Raw genomic sequence first — 19,423 nt, forward strand, 5'->3', positions numbered from 1 at the left:
CCGGATTCACCCGGTGACGGTGAGGTAGATCAGGACCACGTTGAGCATCGAGATGATCGCCGCGACCAGCCAGGCCAGCGCCGTCGTCACCCGGTGGTTGACATCGGCCCCCATGAGCGCGCGGTCACCGGTCAGGCGCACCAGTGGGATGAGCGCGAACGGAATGCCGAACGACAGCACCACCTGGGAGACGATCAGCGCACGGGTCGGGTCGATACCGACGGCCAGCACCGCGATGGCCGGGATCAGGGTGATCAGCCTGCGCACGAGCAGCGCGATATTGCGGCGCAGCAAGCCCTGCATGATCATCGCGCCCGCGTAGGCGCCCACCGAGGTCGAGGCCAATCCCGAGGCGAGCAGACCGATGGCGAGCAGCAGGCCCGCGGCCGGGCCGAGGGCGTCGACCACCGCCGCGTGCGCGCCTTCCAGGGTGTCCACGTTGTCGCGGCCGCGCAGCGTATTCGCCGCCATCAACAGCATGGACAGGTTGACCGCGCCCGCGAGCACCATCGCGAGGCCGACATCGAGGCGGGTGACCTCGAGCAGCCGCACCCGCGCCGGTCCCGGTTCGGGCCGTCCATGCCGGTCCCGGGCGAGCCCGGAGTGCAGGTAGACCGCGTGCGGCATGACCGTTGCCCCGATCATGGCCGCGGCGAGCAGCACGCTCTCGGCCCCGTCGAAGCGCGGCACCAGACCGGCGACCGCCTGCCCCGCCGAAGGCGGCGAGATCACCACACTGGCCAGGAAGCCCACCGCGATCACCGCGAGCAGACCGATGATGACCCACTCGAAGGGCCGCTGGCCGCGCCGGTCCTGGACGAGCAGCAACGCCATCGACACCACGCCGGTCACCAGTCCGCCCGCGACCAGCGGCAGATCGAACAGCAGGTGCAGCGCGATCGCGCCGCCGACGACCTCGGCCAGATCGGTAGCCATCGCCACGGTCTCGGCCTGCCCCCAGTACGCGAGCCGCATCGGCGTACTCGAGCGCTCGCGCACCGCCTCCGGCAGCGACATCCCGGTCACCAGACCGAGCTTGGCCGACAGGTACTGCACCAGCCCCGCCATGGCGTTGGCCATGACGATGACCCACACCAGCAGATACCCGAACTGCGCCCCCGCGCTGATATTGGAGGCCACATTGCCGGGGTCCACATACGCGATGGCCGCCACGAACGCGGGGCCGAGCAGTGACACCGCCGTCCTCACCCGACGGGGCGTCTCCCGCGATGTCGTACTCACGGACGGGATCTTACGGCCCCTTCACCCGCCTCCCGCGGCCGAATTCCACCCTTCACCGGTCCTTTCGATACGGCCGAAGGGCCTCCCCGTTCGGGAAGGCCCTTCGTAGGGTGTCGTGCGATACCGGTCAGATGCCGAGGCCGCGGGCCAGGGTCGGCCAGGACTGGTGCAGGTCGTCCTGCCAATAGCCCCAGGAGTGGGTGCCGTTGGGGCGGAAGTTGAACGTGGCGGGAATGCCGAGATCGTTCAGCTTGGTCTGGAGGTTGTGGGTGCAGTAGTTGGTGCCCGCCTCGATCACGCCGCCGATGAGCACCTGATTGGCCAGACCGTAGGCGCCCGGGAGCGCGTACTTGCCGTCGAGGGTGTCGTACTGGCCGGGCAGGCCGGTGCCGGTGGAGATGTAGAGGTCCAGACCGCGCAGGCCCTCGGCATTGACGTACGGGTCGTTGGCGATCCACTCGGGCGAACCCTCGGGACCCCACATGTTGAGTGTGTCGCCGCCGCCCCAGGTCTCCACGGTCAGCTTCACGAACTCCGAGCCGACGGGATCACTGGTCTGCGCGCAACCGCTGTAGGCGGCCACGGCCTTGTAGAGGCCGGGCTTGGCGATCGGCAGGGCGAGCACGGTGGTGCCGGAGGTGGACAGACCCGCGACGGCGTTCACGCCGTTGGTGCCGAGCGCGCCGTCGACCAGCGGGGGCAACTCCTCGGTGAAGAAGGTCTTCCACTTGTTGCGGCCCAGGGTCGGATCGTCCTTGATCCAGTCGGTGTAGTAGCTCCACTTGCCGCCGATCGGCTGGACGACGTTGACGTTCTTGTCCTTCAGGAACTCCAGGGCGTCGGTCTTGGCGTTCCAGGAGGCGGTGTCCTCGCCGCCGCCCGCGCCGTTGAGCAGGTAGAGCGTGGGCCGGGGCACCGAGGCGTCGGCCGGGCGCTGCACGTCGACCGGGAAGGTCTCGTCCATCGCGGCCGAGTACACGTAGAGGCGGATGCTGCGCGAATCCTTGATCTCCGCCTTGGTGATCTTGGAACCGTCTGGCGCGACGGGATTGGCGAGCAGTGCCTTGGAATCGATGACCGGATCAGCTGTCGCCGAGGATGCGCCGAGGCCGGACATGACTCCCGCGAGTACAGCGGTCGCCGCGATCATCGCCGCGGCACGCGGGCCGCGGCGCCGGGTCAGTCGACGTATCAATTTCGCACCTTCACTTCGTATCGGGACGGATCGGCTTCCCTCGGCCGGGCTGCCCGGCGGCACGCCCGACCATACGGCCTATGTAGTCGTCATAACAGAGGTCGTCGTTACCGGAACGTTTCCACATCATGCCTGACCAGCGTCGACATTTCACAACCCGGGGCCGTCGCGGCGGCGGTGTCGCCTGCGATCACCGCGCGCCCCGCCGGTAGGTCGAATCCGTCCGCAGGAGTTTGTCCAGCACCGGGCCGATCTCGGACAGCGCCTCGGGCTGTGTCATCAGCTCGTGGGTCGTCGGCACCGGATGGTCGACCACGGCCGCGGCGTACGGACGCCACGCCGCGATCACGTCGTGGCTCCGGCGCTCGTCGTTCGCCGCGCGGAAGTACTCGATGGTGCCGTCGTAGACGCCCGGTACGTAGTCCTGGGTCAGGCCCACCGAGCGCATGGCGCTGGTGTAGATGCGCCGCAGTCGGTCGGGGGTCATGCCGACCATCTCCGTCGGGATCAGCTCGTAGAGCTTGACGAAATCGGCCTCCGACAGTTCGTCGAGCTGGTCGATGTCAAGTCCGGTGACGCCGAGTTCGGCCAGCATCTCGACCATGGTGGTCCGCCAGACGGTCAGGTCGAAGCTGTGGTCGCTGTCCAGCATGGCCAGCAGCGCCACCTCCCGGCCCGATTCGCGCAGGATCACCGCGATCTCGTGGGCGAGCACACCGCCGAGCGACCAGCCGAGCAGGCGGTAGGGCCCGTCCGGCTGCGCGGCCGCGATCTCCGCCGCGTAGCGCTGCGCCATCGTCCGCAGCGAGCGCGGCGGCGGGCCGTCCTCCGACAGCGCCGCGGACTGGATGCCGTAGATGGGCCGCTGCTCGTCGACGTATTGGACGAATCCGGTGTAGCACCAAGCCAATCCGTACATCGGGTGGATGCAGAACAGCGGCTGTTCGGTGCCTGCGGTACGGATGGGCAGTACCAGCCCCATCGCGGCGTCGGATTCGGCGTCGTAGTCAAGCGCGCCCGCGGCGGCCGCCGTGAGTCGCTCGGCCAGCGCCTGCACCGTCGGGGCCAGGAAGAACCACTGCACCCGCACCTCGACCCCGGTGCGCCCGCGCAATTGGGCCACGACCTTGCTCGCCACCAGACTGGTCCCGCCGAGGGCGAAGAAATCGTCGTCGAGGCCGACCCGGTCGAGGCCGAGCACCTCCTCGAAGACCTCGGCGACCGTCTTCTGCATGGCGGTGACCGGTGCGCGGAAGGCGCGGGCGGTGAACTCGGGCACCGGCAGCGCCCGGCGGTCCAATTTGCCGCTGGCATTGAGCGGCAGTTCGGGCAGCACGACGACCACCGCGGGCACCATGTAGGAGGGCAGACCCGCGCGGGCGTGTCGGAGCAGTTCCCGCTCGTCGATCTCCCGCTCGGGCGCGGCGACCACGTAGGCGACCAGCCGATCCGGCTCCGGCACCACCGCGACCGCCGCGTGCGCGACCGAATCGTGTCGCAGCAGCACCGCTTCGATCTCCCCCAGTTCGATGCGCTGACCGCGGATCTTGACCTGGAAGTCGGCGCGGCCCAGGTATTCGAGACCGCCGCGCGAGAGCCGGACGATATCGCCGGTGCGGTAGAGCCGGGCGCCGCGCTGATACGGGTTGGCCACGAAACGTTCCGCGGTCGGTCCCGGCGCGCCGATGTAACCCCGAGCCAACTGCACACCGGCGATGTAGAGCTCACCGGGCGCCCCGAGCGGCACCGGGCGCAACTGCCGGTCGAGCACGTAGACGCGGGTATTGGCGACCGGCGACCCGATCGACACCGCCGCGTTCGGCTCCGCGCCGTTCACCCGACCCGCGGTGACCACCGTCGCCTCGGCCGGGCCGTACCAGTTGTACAGCGCGCCGGGCAGTGCCGCGTCGAACCTGCCGACGGTGGCCGCCGACAGCGCCTCGCCCGCGGCGAAGACCCGGCGCGGCGCCGCCGTCGGCAGGTCGGGCGCCAGGTCGAGGAAGGCGTCGAGCATGGACGGCACGAAGTGCACGCTGCTGATCGATTCCCGCTCGATGAGATCGGCGAGGTAGCGCGGGTCACGGTGGCCGTCGGGTTCGGCGATGACAACTCGCGCGCCGGTCTGCAAGGGCCAGAACAACTCCCACGTGGAGATGTCGAAGGTGATCGGCGTCTTGTGCAGGACCGAATCGGAGCGGTTGTGCGGATAGGACGACTGCGCCCAGCGGAACTGGTTCACCATCTGCCGGTGGGTGATCATGACGCCCTTGGGGCGTCCGGTCGAACCCGAGGTGTAGATGACGTAGGCCAGATTGTCCGGGCGCGCCGGTCGCACGGTCGCCGCGCCCGCACCGACCGCCACCGCGGCCAGGTCGACCACCTCGACCTCGGTGTCGGTCTCGAAGGCGTCGGCGGCCGTGGTGAGCACGAACAGCGGCCGCGCGCTGGTGAGCACGTGGTCGTTGCGCTCGACCGGATGGTCGGGGTCGATCGGCACGTAGCCAGCGCCTGCCCCGAGCACCGCGTAGATCGCCACCACCAGATCGATGGAGCGCCGCATGGCGACCCCGACCAGCGTGTCCGGCCCCGCGCCGCGCCGCACGAGGGCGCCCGCGACGGTGTCGGCGCGGTCGCGCAGTTCGGCGTAGGTGATGCTCGCCTTGCCGAAGGTCACCGCGAGCGCGTCGGGCGTGCGCTCGCACTGCGCGTGGAACAGCGACACCAGCGTGGCATCGTCGGCGGGCCACGCGACATCGGTGCGGTTCATCGAGTCGAGAACGAAACGCTCCGTGCTGAGCAGCAGATTCGTCGTCGCGAGGGTGCGCTGCGGTGCGGTGACGAATTCGCTGATGAGCATGCGCATTCGGTCGGTCACCGACTGCGCCACCGCGCTGTCCACGGTCTGCTGCTGGTAGAGCACCTTGACCCACAGCTGGGAATCCAGGTTCACCAGCAGTGTGATCGGGTAGTGGGTGAAGTTGACCGCTTGCAGGTCGGCCACCGACATGCCGTCGATACTGCTGGCCTTCTCCAGTCCTTCGGTGTCGACCGGATAGGACTCGAAGGCGATCATGGTGTCGAACAGCCCGTCCACCCCGATGCCGCGCTGGATGTCGGCCAGGCCGATGTAGTGGTGGTCGAGCAGTGCCGCCTGTTCGGACTGCAACCGGCTGAGCAGATCGCGCACGGTCCAGTTGGGATCGAAGCGGACCCGCACCGGAATCGTGTTCACGAACAGGCCGATCATCGAGTCGACGCCGTCGAGTTGCGGCGGGCGACCCGAGACGGCCGCGCCGAAGACGGCCTCGTCGCGATCGGTGCTGCCCGCGATCACCATCGCCCAGGCCGCCTGCACCACCGTGTTGATGGTGACGCCGGTGTCGGTGGCGAGTGCGGCCAGCGCCGCGGTCTCCTCCGGCGGCAGCGTGAACGAGGTGGTGCCGACGCCCGAACCCGGCGAGACCGGTTCGGGCAGCGCGGCAGCGAGCGGGGTCGGTTCGACGCCCGCCAGCGCCTCGGTCCAGGCGCGCAGGGCCGCGTCCTGATCCTGGGTGTGCAGCCACGCCAGGTATTCCCGGTACGGCCGGACCCTCGGCAGCATGGACGGATCGCCGCGCAGCGCGTACAGCGCAAGCAGATCCTTCATCAGCAGCGGCATCGACCACCCGTCGAGCAGGATGTGGTGGGTGGTCAGGGTCAGGAAGCTGCGTCCCGACAGCGTGCGGTGCATGGCGAAACGCACCAGCGGCGCGACCGCCGGATCGAAGCGGCGGCGCTGATCGGCGGCGAGCACGTTCTCGAGTTCGTCGTCTGGCACGCCGTCCACGGCCTGCCACGGCACCTTCACCGAATCCACGACCAATGCGACCGGTGTGCCGTCGCGCGTGGTGACGAAGGCGGTGCGCAGGTTCGCGTGCCGGTCCAGCACGGCCTGCGCCGCGCGCTGCATGCGGTCGATGTAGATGCGGCCGGTCAGTTCCAGGGTGAACTGCATGACGTAGTCGTCCACGGCGTCGGAACCGTTCAGGCCGGGTTCGCCCGCCGACGCGCTGAGTTCGGTGAGGAACAACAGACCCGCCTGCAACGGCGACAGCGGCAGAATGTCGGTCAGGTCGGGACGTTCGCGCCGCCAGCGGTCGATCTCCGGCTGGGTGACCTCGACCAGCGGCACGTCCGAGGGGGTGAGCCCGCCCGCCGACGGGTCCTCGGTATGCCGGGCCAGCGCGGTGAGCGCGGCCACCCAGTCGTCGGCCAGTTCCCGCACCTGCGCCTCGTCGATGACCTCGGCGGCGTAGAGGAAGGTCACGTCCATGCGCGGACCGGTCTCGCCGTCGTTGACGATGGCGTTGACGTCCACCACCGCGGCGGCGGGCATGCCGTGGTCCTGATCCGGATTGTGCTGTCCGACTTCACCGGTCGGCATCCAGCCCATCGCGGTCAGGCCCTCGGGCACGCCGCCCGCGGAGACCCGGCCGAGATAGTTGAAGCTGATCTGGCCGAGCGGACCGGCGACCTCCTCGGCGCTGTCCTCGTTGAGATAGCGCAGCAGGCCGTAGCCCATGCCCTTGTCGGGCACCGCGAGCAACTGCTCCTTGATCGCCTTGACGGCGTCGCCGGTGGCCTCGCCGCCGTCGAAGACCGTCGCGGCGTCGACCGTGCTCAGATCGAGCGCCACCGGGTAGATGCTGGTGAACCAGCCGACGGTGCGGGTCAGGTCGGCGCCGGGCACGACCTCTTCCTCACGGCCGTGGCCCTCGAGTTTGACCAGGGTGCGCGGGGCGTCGATGCCGCGGCGGGCGCGGAACGCGCGCACGGCCATGGCCAGCGCGGCCAGCAGTCCGTCGTTGACGCCGCCGCGGTAGAGCGCGGGCACCTTGGTCAGCACGGCCTCGGCGACCTGCGTCGCGACGGTGACCTCCACGCGCCGCACGGTGGCCTGGGTGTCGAAGGCCGGATCGAGGGACCGATCGCCCAGCAGCGGGTCCGGGGTGGCCACCACCGATTTCCAGAAGTCGATCTCGGCGCGACGCTGCCGCGACGCCGCGATCTCGACCAGTCCGTGCGCCCAGCGCCGGAAGGAGGTGCCCGTCGGCGGCAGCGCGATGGGCTGACCGGCCGAGCGCTGGGCCCACGCCATCGCCAGGTCCGGGATCACGATGCGCCAGGAGACACCGTCGATGGCGTAGTGGTGCGCCGCCACGGCCAGCACGTCGCGCCCGTCGGGACGGTGCAGCCAGGTGAAGGCCAGCATCTTGGCGTCGCCCGGGTCGAGGGCGTCGACGGTCTCCTCCATGGCCGATGCCGCGATGCGCTGGAGTTCCTCCTCGCTCACCCCCGCCGGAACATCGATGCGCCCGACCAGTTCCGCCGGTTCCACCGCACCCGGGGGCAGGGTCTCGAAACGCCAGCGCCCGTCGACCCGGTAGACCCGCGACCGCAGCACGTCGTGGTGATCGAGCACCGCGCCGATGGTCTCGACCAGACCCGCCGCGTCGATCTCCTCCGGCAGGCCGAGCACCATGGCCTGGAAGAAACGACCGAAGGACCCGTTGGCCAGATACGCGGCCAGCACCGGGGTCAGCTCCACATCGCCGACACCGCCGCCGCGCAATTCCTCCAGCACCACCGGCGCGTGGTCGGCGGCGCTGACGGCGACCTTGGCCAGCCCCGCCACCGTGCGCTGTTCGAAGACATCGCGCGGGGTGAAGACGATGCCCGCCGCCTTTGCCCGCGACACCAACTGGATCGACAGAATGCTGTCGCCGCCGACGGAGAAGAACGAATCGTCGACGCCGACCGAGTCCAGACCCAGTACCTGGGTGAACAATTCGGCGATCCTGGCCTCCACGTCGCCGATCGGCTCGCGCGTCTCGGTGGTGGTGAAGATCGGGGCGGGCAGCGCGCGCCGATCCAGTTTCCCGTTGGCGGTCAGCGGAATCGCGTCGAGGACGACGAAGGCCGACGGCACCATATAGGTTGGCAGCACCTCGCCGACCCCGACGCGCACGGCGTCGATATCGATGGCCACGCCGGGATCGCCGACGAGGTAGGCGACGATGCGCTGATCACCGGGCTTGTCCTCGCGCACCACGACCGCGCTCTGGCGCACCCGGTCCTGTGCCAGCACCGCGGCCTCGATCTCGCCGAGTTCGATGCGGAAACCGCGCACCTTGACCTGGTCGTCGGCGCGGCCGAGGTATTCCAGGTCGCCGTCGCGATTCCAGCGCGCGAGATCGCCTGAGCGGTAGAGCAGTTCGCCGGGACCGTCGAACGGATTCGCCACGAAACGACCCGCGGTCAGCGCGGGCCTGCCGAGGTAGCCGCGCGCGAGTTGGGTTCCCGCCACGTAGATCTCGCCGGGCACGCCAGAGGGCACCGGGCGCAGCCGGGTGTCGAGCAGGTAGGTCCGCAGACCCGGGATGGCGCGGCCGACCAGACTGCCGTTGGCCGCCGCGACCGCGGCGGCGTCGAGCGCGCGATAGGTGACGTGCACCGTGGTCTCGGTGATGCCGTACATGTTCACCAGGCGCGGCGCGTTGTCGCCGTGACGGGCGTACCAGTCGGAGAGCCTGCGCAATTCGAGCGCCTCACCGCCGAAGACGATGTAACGCAACGACAGCGGGGCCGTGCCGGGCTCCGCCGAGCGATCGGCCTCGGCCAGCTGGTAGAAGGCCGACGGTGTCTGGTTCAGCACCGTGACCCGCTCGCGGCGCAGCAGTTGCAGGAACTGCTCGGGCGAGCGCGAGACGTAGTAGTCGACCACGACCAGGGTGCCGCCGTAGAGCAGCGGACCCCACAGTTCCCACACCGAGAAGTCGAAGGCGTAGGAGTGGAACATCGTCCACACGTCGTCGGAACCGAATCCGAAGTTCGCCCTGGTGTTGGCGAACAGTTTGACCACGCTCCGGTGCGGTACCCGCACGCCCTTGGGGCGGCCGGTGGAACCGGAGGTGTAGATCACGTAGGCGATGGTGTCCGGGGTCAGCGGATGACGGCGGTCGGCGTCGGTGAGCGGCGCGTCGTCGTAGGCCGACAGGTCGAGGGCGTCGATATCGAGTGTCGCCAGTTCCTCGGGCAATTCGATATCGCGCTCGGTGTTGGTCAGCACGCACACCGGTCGCGCGTCATCGAGCATGTAGGCGATGCGATCGGCCGGATAGGTCGGGTCGACAGGCAGATAGCCCGCCCCCGCCTCGACCGTCGCCAACAGGGCCACGACCAGGTCAAGTGAACGCGGCAGCGCGACGGCGACAAGTGTCTCCGTACCCGCGCCCGCCTCGATCAGCCTGCGCGCCAAACGGTGCACGCGGCGCGCGAGCTCGCCGTAGTCGACCCGTTCGCCGTCGAAGACGACCGCGGTGCGCTCGGCGCAGGCCCGCGCCGCGGTCTCGAACAGTTCGACCAGGGTGGCGTCGGTGCCGGTGTCGGGTCCGTACGTGCTCCACGAGCGCAGCACGATGTCGCGTTCGGCCGCGGTCAGCAGTTCCACATCGCCCACCGCCACGCGCGGATCGGCGGCGACGGCGCCGAGCAGACGCTGGAAACGCTGGGCGAAGCTCGCGGCGGTAGCGCGGTCGTACAGATCGGTGGCGTAGGACAGATGGCACGACAGCGTCTGCGCGCCGTCGGCGTCGGCGGTCTCGTAGATCGTCAGCGACAGGTCGAACTTCTCCACCGCGGCGTCGAATTCGACCGTGCCGACACGCAATCCGGGCAGTTCGAAGGAGCCGCCCGGCAGGTTCTGGAAGGCCAGGATCACCTGGAACAGCGGCGAACGGGTGGTCGAGCGCTCGGGTTCCAACACGTCGACCAGTCGCTCGAACGGGATGTCGGCATGCGCGAAGGCGGCCAGGTCGCTGTCGCGCTGGCGGGTCAGCAGATCGGCGAACGCCTCGCCCGCGCGGATATCGCTGCGCAGCACGACCGTATTGACGAACATGCCGATCAGATCGTCGACGGCGGCGTCACCGCGGCCCGCGACCGGTGCGCCGATGGCGATATCCGTTGCCCCGGAAAGCCTACCGAGCAGGACCGCGAGCGCGGAGTGCACGACCATGAACAGCGTCGCGTTACGGGCGCGGGCCAGTTCGGCGAGGCCGTCGCGCACCGCGGCCTCGACCACGAACTCCACGGCCGCGCCGCGTTGGCTCGGCGCGGCGGGGCGCGGGCGGTCACCGGCGAGCGTGGATTCCTCGGGCAGCCCGGACAATTCACGCTGCCAGAAGGCGATCTGCGCGGCGGCGAGCGATTCCGGGTCGGCCTCGTCGCCGAGCACCGACCGCTGCCACAGGCTGAAATCGGCGTACTGCACGGGCAGCGGCGCCCACCCCGGCTCCACTCCGCCGGCGCGCGCGGCGTAGGCGGCCATGACGTCGCGGGTCAGCGGGCCCATCGACCAGCCGTCACCGGCGATGTGGTGAACCACGAAGACCACCACGTGATCGTCGAGCGCGGCTTCCACGCGGAACAGGGCCACCCGCAGCGGGATCTCGGCCGCCACGTCGAAGCCCGCGCCGATGGTCTCGGCGATGCGGGCGGGCAGATCGGCGTCGCGCACCACGATCGGGTGCACCCGCGGCACGGCCTGTGCGGCGGGCACGATCACCTGCACCGGGCCGTCGTCGGTCTGCGGATAGGTGGTGCGCAGGATCTCGTGGCGGGCGACCACGTCGGCCACCGCCTGTTGCAGTGCATCGACATCGAGCACACCGGTCAGCCGCACGGCGACCGGGATGTTGTAGGTCGGCGCGGCGGTGTCGAACTGGTTGAGGAACCACATGCGCTGCTGGGCCAGCGACAGCGGCACCTGTTCGGGCCGCGGCCGGGCCACCAGCGCGGGCCTGGCCTCGCCCGCCGGGATCTCCACCCGCGCGGCCAGCGCCTCGACGGTGGGCGCCTCGAACAGCAGGCGCACCGGCACCCGGGTGTCGAGCGCCGCGCCGAGCCGAGCGCTGACCCGGGTGGCGCTGAGCGAGTTGCCGCCGAGTGCGAAGAAATCGTCGTCCACGCCGACGCGCTCGAGTCCGAGCACCTCGGCGTACACCTCGGCCACCGCCTGTTCCAGCGCGGTCGCGGGGGCGCGGAACATCGCGGTCTCGAAGACCGGTTCCGGCAGCGCCTTGCGGTCGAGTTTGCCGACCGGGTTCAGCGGGATGGTGTCGAGCACCATGATCGAGGTCGGCACCATGTGCGCGGGCATGCGCTGCTGGACGTAGACGGTGAGCGCGCCGACGTCCACCGACCGTCCCGGCGCCGGGTGCACATAGGACACCAGCACGGTCGCGCCGGTCGCGGTCTTGCGGCCGACGGTCACCGCGAAGTCCACGCTGTCGTGATCGGCCAGCACGGCGTCGATCTCGCCGAGTTCGATGCGGAAACCGCGCACCTTGACCTGGAAGTCGTTGCGGCCGACGAATTCGACCTCCCCGCGCGGGGTCCAGCGCACCACGTCGCCGGTGCGGTACATGCGCGCACCCGGCTGCCACGGGCAGGCCACGAACCGCGCCGCGGTCAGGCTCGGGCGACGGTGATAGCCCGCCGCGACCTGGTCGCCCGCGATGTACAGCTCGCCGGAGACGCCGACGGGCACCGGATGGAGGCGCTCGTCGAGCACCCATTCGGTGACGCCGCGGATCGGGCCGCCGATGGTGATGTGATCGCCGGGGGCCAGCGGTTCGCTGAAGTTGACGATGATGGTGGTTTCGGTGGGGCCGTAGGCGTTGTGGAAGTGCCTGCCGTCGACCGCCCAGCGGCGCACCAGGTCCGGCGACCAGGTCTCACCGCCGGTGAACACCGCGCGCAGGTCGGTGAGTCCGGTCGGATCGAGCGAGGCCAGCGCCGCCGCGGTGATGAACATGTGGGTGACCCGGCGCACGCGCAGCAGTTCGCTCAGGTCCGCGCCGCCGTAGACATCGGTCGGTACGACGACCATGGTCGCCGCCGCACCCGTCGCGAGCAGCAGCTCCAGTACCGCGCCGTCGAAGCTCGGCGTCGCGAAATGCAGTGTGCGCGAATCCGAGTCGACGGTGAACCGCTCGCGCTGTTCGGCGCTGTAGCCCGCGAGTCCGGCGTGGGTCACCGCGACGCCCTTCGGCACGCCGGTGGAGCCGGAGGTGTAGACCATGTAGGCGACGTTGGCCGCGCGCACCGGGCGTAGACGTTCGGCGTCGGTGACCGGGTCCGCGGCGCGCGCGCCGACCGCCGCCTCGAAGCGGGGATCGTCGAGCGAGAGCCAGTCGATGCCGTCGCCGAGGCCGGGGCGCACCGCGTGCACGGTCAGGCCGAGGACCGCACCGGAGTCGGCGAGCATATGCGCCACCCGCTCCGGCGGATAGTTCGGGTCAACCGGCACGAATCCCGCGCCCGACTTGGCGACCGCCCAGAACGACAGCACCGATTCCAGCGACCGCGGAACGCCGATGGCGACCAGGTCACCTGGACCGACGCCGCGGTCGATCAGCTCGCGTGCCAGTCGCGAGGAACAAGCGTCGAGTTCGCGGTAGTCGAGGCGGCGCTCGCCGTCCTCGAGGGCGATGCCGTCGGGATTGCCCGCCGCCGCGGCGGCCAGAATGTCGGGCAGGGTGCCCGCGGCCGAGACGGCCGGACCGCGCATGCGGGTGAGCCGGTCGGCCTCGGTGTCGGAGAGCAGACGCAGATCGCCCACCGGGGTGGCGGGCGCGCGCACGATCTGGCGCAGCACCCGCACGAACCGTTCGGCGAAGGCGCGCACCGTCGAGGCGTCGAAGATGTCACGGGCGTAGGTCAATTCGCCCGCCATGCCGTCCGCGCCTCCCGCGGTGCCCTCCACGACGGTCAACTGCATGTCGAAGCGTTCGATGTCGACCGGGGCGTCGAGACCGCGAATGCTCAGACCCGGCAGTTCGAAATCGCCGGAAGGCAGGTTCACGAACGACAGCGCGACCTGGAACAGCGGCGTGCGCCCGGTGGAGCGCACCGGCGCGAGCACCTCCACCAGCTGCTCGAACGGGATGTCGGCGTGCGCGAAGGCCGCCAGATCGTCCTCGCGCTGCCGGGCGAGCAGTTCGGTGAAGGATTCGCCCGGATCCAGCAGCGTGCGCAGCACCACGGTATTGACGAACATGCCGATGACGTCGTCGAGTTCGGCCGCGCCGCGACCCGCGATCGGGGTGCCGATGGCCACGTCGTTGGTGCCCGCCATGCGGGCGAGCAGTACCGCCAGCGCCGAGTGCACCACCATGAACACGGTCGCGTTGGCCGCGCGCGCCAGTTCCCGCAGACCGCGGTGGGTCTGCGCGTCCACCCGGAAACTCACCGCGCCGCCCTGATAGGACTGCACGGCCGGGCGCGGCCGGTCCAGCGGCAGGGTGGACTCCTCCGGCAGTCCGGCCAGTGTCGCGGTCCAGTACGCGATCTGCTTGGCGGCCAGCGACCCGGCATCGGCGCTGTCGCCGAGCAGTGCACGCTGCCACAGCGCGTAGTCGGCGTACTGCACCGGCAGCGGAGCCCAATTGGGTTGCGCCCCTTGTGAACGCGCGGCGTAGGCGGCCATAACGTCGCGGGTCAGCGCGCCGAGTGACCAGCCGTCGGCGGCGATGTGGTGCACCACGAGCAGCAGTACGAATTCGTCCGGCCTGCCCCCGACCCGGAACAGCGCCATGCGCAGCGGCACCTCGGTGGCGACGTCGAAACCGGCGCCGGCGATCTCGGCGATCCGCTCGAACAACTCGTCCTCGCCGACCACGATCGGCTCGACGACCGGAGCCGCCTGCGCCGGGGGCAGGATGATCTGCTCCGGGCCGTCGTCGGTCTGCGGGTAGCGGGTGCGCAGTGTCTCGTGCCTGGCCACGATGTCGGCGGCGGCGGCGCGCAGCGCGGCGATATCGAGCGCGCCGGTCAACTGCACCGCGACCGGCAGGTTGTATGCCGCGGAGGCGGTGTCGAACTGGTTGAGGAACCACATGCGCTGCTGGGCCAGCGACAGCGGAATGCGCTGCGGGCGCGGTCCGGCCACCAGCGCCGGACGTCCGCCCTCGGACAGTTCCACCCGCGCGGCCAGACCGGCGACCGTTGAGACCTCGAAGATCAAGCGGACGGGCACACGGGTGTCGAGCGCGTCACCGAGGCGGGCGGCGACCCGGGTCGCGCTGAGCGAATTGCCGCCGAGGTCGAAGAAGTCGTCGTCGCGGCCGATGCGCTCGACGCCGAGCACCTCGCCGAACACCTGTGCCACGGCCTCCTCGAGCGCGGTGGCGGGTTCGGCGAAGGCCCTTGCCTCGAAGACCGGGGCGGGCAGCGCCTTTCGGTCGAGTTTGCCGGAGGTGTTGAGCGGCAACGCGTCAAGCACGAGCACCGTGGCGGGCACCATATAGGCGGGCAGCACCTCGGCGACCTCGTCGCGCAGAGCGACCGGGTCGAGGGTGCGTCCGGGACCGGGCACCACATAGCCGACCAGCTGATCGCCGGTCGGGCCGGTGGCGACCACCGCGACGGCCTGACTCACGCCGGGCCGGGCCAGCAGCGCGGTCTCGATCTCGCCGAGTTCGATGCGCTGGCCACGGAACTTCACCTGGAAGTCGGTGCGGCCCAGGTAGTCCAGTACGTGGCGGCCGTCGGCCGCGCGCCGCCAGAGCACCAGGTCGCCGGTGCGGTACATGCGGTCGCCGAAGCCGAAGGGGTTGGCCACGAACCGGTCCGCGGTCAGATCCGCTCGCCCCGCGTAGCCGCGCGCCAACTGGTCACCGGCGAGATACAGTTCGCCCACCACACCCGCGGGCACCGCGCGCAGGCGCGAATCCAGCACGTAGACCTGGGTGTTCCACTGCGGGAGACCGATCGGCACCGAATTCGCCGCGCCGGTGCCCGCCCGCCAGTAGGTGACCGAGACGGCGGCCTCGGTGGGACCGTACAGATTGTGCACGGCGGCGTCGCTCACCGCCGCGAAGGCCGCCACCGTCTCCGGTGGCAGCGCCTCGCCGATCACGAAGACGTGGCGCAGGGTCCGCAGCGCGGTCGCGCGGGCGTGCGCGGCGAAGACCGTCAGCATCGATGGCACGAAGTCGGTGACCGTGACCCGTCGCGCGGCGATGGTGTGCGCGACGTACTCCGGGTCGCGGTGGCCGTCGGGGGTCGCCACGACCAGGGCCGCGCCGACGCGCAGCGGCATGAAGAAACCCCACAGCGACACGTCGAAGGTGGTCGCGGTCTTCTGGAGGTAGACGTCGTCGGGGCCGAGCGGGTATTCCGCCAGCATCCAGGTGATCTGGTTGTGGATGGCCGCGTGCGAGATCACCACGCCCTTTGGCCTGCCGGTCGAGCCGGAGGTGAAGATCACATAGGCCGGATGCGCGGGCGAGAGCGGACGCACGAGTTCCGCAGGCCGCACCGGCGCCGCGTCGAAGCCGCCGAGGTCGACCCGGTCGACCAGCACGGTCTCCACGCCGCCGGGCAGCGCCGCCGCGTCGGCGGCGGTGCTCAGCACGCACACCGGGCGCGCGGTGTCGAGGATGTGCCCGATGCGTTCGGCGGGATGGTCCGGGTCGAGCGGCACGTACGCGCCACCGGCGGTCACGATGGCGTACATGCCGACGACCAGGTCGAGCGAGCGCCGAATCGCCAATCCCACCAGCGCTTCCGCGCCGACGCCGCGCGAGATCAGCAGCCGCGCGAGACGGTTGACACGCGCGTCGAACTCCCGGTAGGTCAGTTCGACGCCCTCGTGCGCCAGCGCCACCGCGTCCGGCCGCGCGGCCACCGCGCGCCGATAGCCGTCGAGCAGCGATTCGGAATCGACCGGATGACGAGTGTCGTTCCAGTCCAACAGGATACGGTCGCGCTCCACCGGCGCGAGCAGATCGATCGCGCCGACCGGGCGCGAGGGATCGACCACGATCGCGGACAGGATGCGGAGGAACCGCTCCGCGAATTCGGCGACGGTGGCTTCGTCGAACAGATCGGTGGCGTAGGTGAACAGCGCGGGCATGCCGGCAGGCGTGCCGTCGGCCGGCCGCGGCTGCACGGTCAACTGGAGATCGAATTTGGCGACCGCGCCGTCGAATTCGACGACCTCCACCGACAGATCCGGCAGTTCCAGGGTCGCGCTGTCCATGTTCTGGAAGAACAGCGCCACCTGGAACAGCGGGTGATGCGACTGCGAGCGCACCGGGTCGAGCACCTCGACCAGCCGCTCGAAGGGCAGTTCGGCGTGGGAGAACGCGCCGAGATCGGTCTCCTTGACCGCGTGCAGCAACTCGAGGAACGAGGCGTCGCGGTCGACCCGAGTGCGCAGCACCAGGGTATTGACGAACATGCCGATGAGATCGTCGAGTTCGGCCTCGCCGCGACCCTCCACCGGCGTGCCGACGGCGATGTCGTCGGAATTCGACATCCGCGCGAGGAATACCGACAGCGCGGTGTGCAGCACCATGAACAGCGACGCGCCGCATTCGTGGGCGATCTCATTGAGCGAGGCGGTGACCGCGCCCGGGATCTCGAAGGAGTGGACCGCGCCGCGACCCGACGGCGTCGCCGGACGCGGACGGTCGGCGGGCAGGTCGATGCGATCGGGCAGCCCCGCCAGATTCTCGCGCCAGTAGGCGAGCTGGGCCGCGGCCACCGATTCCGTATCGTGTTCGTCGCCGAGGACCGTGCGCTGCCACAGCGTGTAGTCGACGTACTGCACCCGAAGCGGCGTCCAGCGCGGACCGACACCGGCGGCGCGGGCCGTATAGGCGCTCATGAGGTCGCGCACCATCGGCGCCACCGAGGCGCCATCGGCGGCGATGTGATGCACCACCACCGACAGGACGTAATCCCGCGTGCCCAGCCGGGCCAGGCCCATGCGCAGCGGCACCTCGGCGGTGACGTCGAATCCCGACAGCACCGAATCCAGCAGCCAGTCGCGCAGTTCGGATTCGTTGATCGGCTGCGGTGCCAGATCGGGCAGCGCGCGCTCGGCGGGCAGCACCTCCTGATAACCCGTGCCGTCCACGTCCGGGTACACCGTGCGCAGCGTCTCGTGGCGTTCGACGAGATCGGCGACCGCGGCCTGCAAGGCGTCCACGTCGAGCGCGCCCGACAGGCGCACCGCGAACGGGATGTTGTTGGCTGCCGAATTCGGGTCGAAGCGGCTCAGGAACCACATGCGCTGCTGTGCCGGTGACAGCGGAATCGGATCGGGACGGGGTACCGCCCGTTCCAGCGCGGGCTTGCGTCCCGAACCCGCGGATTCGGACAGCCGCTGCGCCAGCGCGGCCACCGTCGGCGCCTCGAAGATCAGCCGGGCGGGCGCCTGGGTGTCCAGCTCCGCGCCGAGGCGGGCGATGACCCTGGTGGCGATGAGCGAGTTGCCGCCGAGCGCGAAGAAGTCGTCGTCGGCGCCGATCACGGCGTCGGTGTCGAGCAACTCGGCGAAGACCTCGGCGACCAGCGTCTCGGCTCGGCCGCGCGGCGCGCGGAACTCCTTGGTCCGCAACCGCGGTTCGGGCAGCGCGGCGCGGTCGAGCTTGCCGACCGGGGTGAGCGGAATCTCGTCGAGCACCATGACCGTGGTCGGCACCATGTGCGCGGGCAGACTGCGCCCGGCGAATTCGGTGAGCGCGTCGACATCGACGCTCGCGCCGGGCGCGGCGTGGACATAGGCGACCAGAATCGTCGCGCCGGTATCGAGAACATGGCCCACCGTGACCGCGAAGTCGACGGTGTCGTGTCCGGCGAGCACCGCGTCGATCTCACCGAGCTCGATGCGGAATCCGCGAATCTTGACCTGGAAATCGTTGCGCCCCAGGTATTCCACCTCACCGGACGGTGTGAAGCGCACGAGGTCGCCGGTGCGGTACAGCCGGGAACCGCTTGGGTCGAAGGGATTCGCCACGAAACGCGCGGCGGTCAGCGATGGCCGCTCGTGGTAGCCGCGCGCCAGCTGCGCACCGGTGATGTACAGCTCGCCGACGACACCGGCGGGCACCCGGATCAGCCGGTCGTCCAGCACGTATTCGGTGATGGCTCGGATGGGGCCCCCGATGGTGACGATCTCGTCCGGTACCAGCGGTGCGCTGATATTGGTCATGATCGTGGTCTCGGTCGGACCGTAGCCGTTGTAGAACTCCCTGCTCGTCCCGTCGGCGAGGGGCAGCACCCAGCGGCGCACGAGCTCGGGCGGGCATGCCTCGCCGCCCGCGACCACAACGCGCAGCTCGTCGAGCCCGCTCGGATCGATCGAGGCGAGCGCGGCGGGGGTGATGAAGGCATGGGTGACCCGCTCGCGCCGCAGCAGCGCCGCGAGTTCGTCGCCGCCGTACACGGTGGGGGCGACCACGACCATGGTGGCCGCGCCACCGAGGGCGAGCAGCAGCTCCAGCACCGAGGCGTCGAAGGACGGCGACGCGAAGTGCAGGGTCAGGGACTCGCTGGTTACCCGGTAGCGATCACGCTGTTCGTCGCAGAAACTCGACAGCCCGGCCTGGGTGACCACCACGCCCTTGGGCAGACCGGTCGAGCCGGAGGTGTAGATGACGTAGGCGGGATGTTCGGCGCGCAGGGGACGCACCCGGTCGGCGTAGGTCACCGGCTCGCCCGAGTGACCGGCGAGTTCGGCGACGAGTTCGGCGGAATCCAGTACCGACCAGGCCACCCGCGCGGGCAGGCTGTCGACCACAGCGCCGACCGTCAACCCGAGTCGCACACCGGAATCGGTGACCATGTGCTCGATGCGGTCGGCCGGGTACTTCGGGTCGACGGGCAGGAAGCCCGCGCCGGTCTTGATGACCGCCCAGGTCGCCACGACCGATTCCACCGAGCGCGGCACCCCCACCGCAACCAGATCCTCGGGGCCGACGCCGAGATCGATCAGCAGGCGCGCCAGCCGGGTCGAGCGCTCGTCGAGTTCGGCGTAGGTCAGTTCGGCGAGGGTGGCCTCGGCGTCGGCGAAGCGCACCGCGATACCGGCCGGGTTGGCCTCGACCGCGCCGAGCAGCAACTGGGGCAGCGTTTTGACGCGCGACCGAGGAG

At 70.2% G+C, this 19,423-nt stretch carries 3 protein-coding genes; all 3 read right to left on the reverse strand.

Annotation, left to right across the window (positions count from 1 at the left end; all coding sequences use genetic code 11):
• Positions 1–6: 6 nt before the first annotated feature.
• The gene (locus tag APZ21_RS25820) at positions 7–1,242 is read right to left on the reverse strand and encodes an Nramp family divalent metal transporter (RefSeq protein WP_054815872.1); all 1,236 of its coding nucleotides are present in this window, start codon (positions 1,240–1,242) and stop codon (positions 7–9) included.
• Positions 1,243–1,369: 127 nt separating this feature from the next.
• A complete protein-coding gene (locus APZ21_RS25825; protein WP_054815873.1) occupies positions 1,370–2,392 on the reverse strand; it encodes an alpha/beta hydrolase in 1,023 nt (340 codons plus the stop codon).
• Positions 2,393–2,627: 235 nt separating this feature from the next.
• The gene (locus APZ21_RS25830; protein ID WP_420845278.1) at positions 2,628–19,355 is read right to left on the reverse strand and encodes an amino acid adenylation domain-containing protein; all 16,728 of its coding nucleotides are present in this window, start codon (positions 19,353–19,355) and stop codon (positions 2,628–2,630) included.
• Between the last annotated feature and the right edge of the window lie 68 nt (positions 19,356–19,423).

This window comes from Nocardia arizonensis, from assembly GCF_001310275.1.
In the GTDB taxonomy this organism is placed as follows: Bacteria; Actinomycetota; Actinomycetes; order Mycobacteriales; family Mycobacteriaceae; genus Nocardia; species Nocardia arizonensis.

Excerpts from the sequence above, each read along its gene's own strand:
- APZ21_RS25825 (WP_054815873.1), bottom strand. The coding sequence starts at position 2,392 with ATGATCGCGGCGACCGCTGTACTCGCGGGAGTCATGTCCGGCCTCGGC.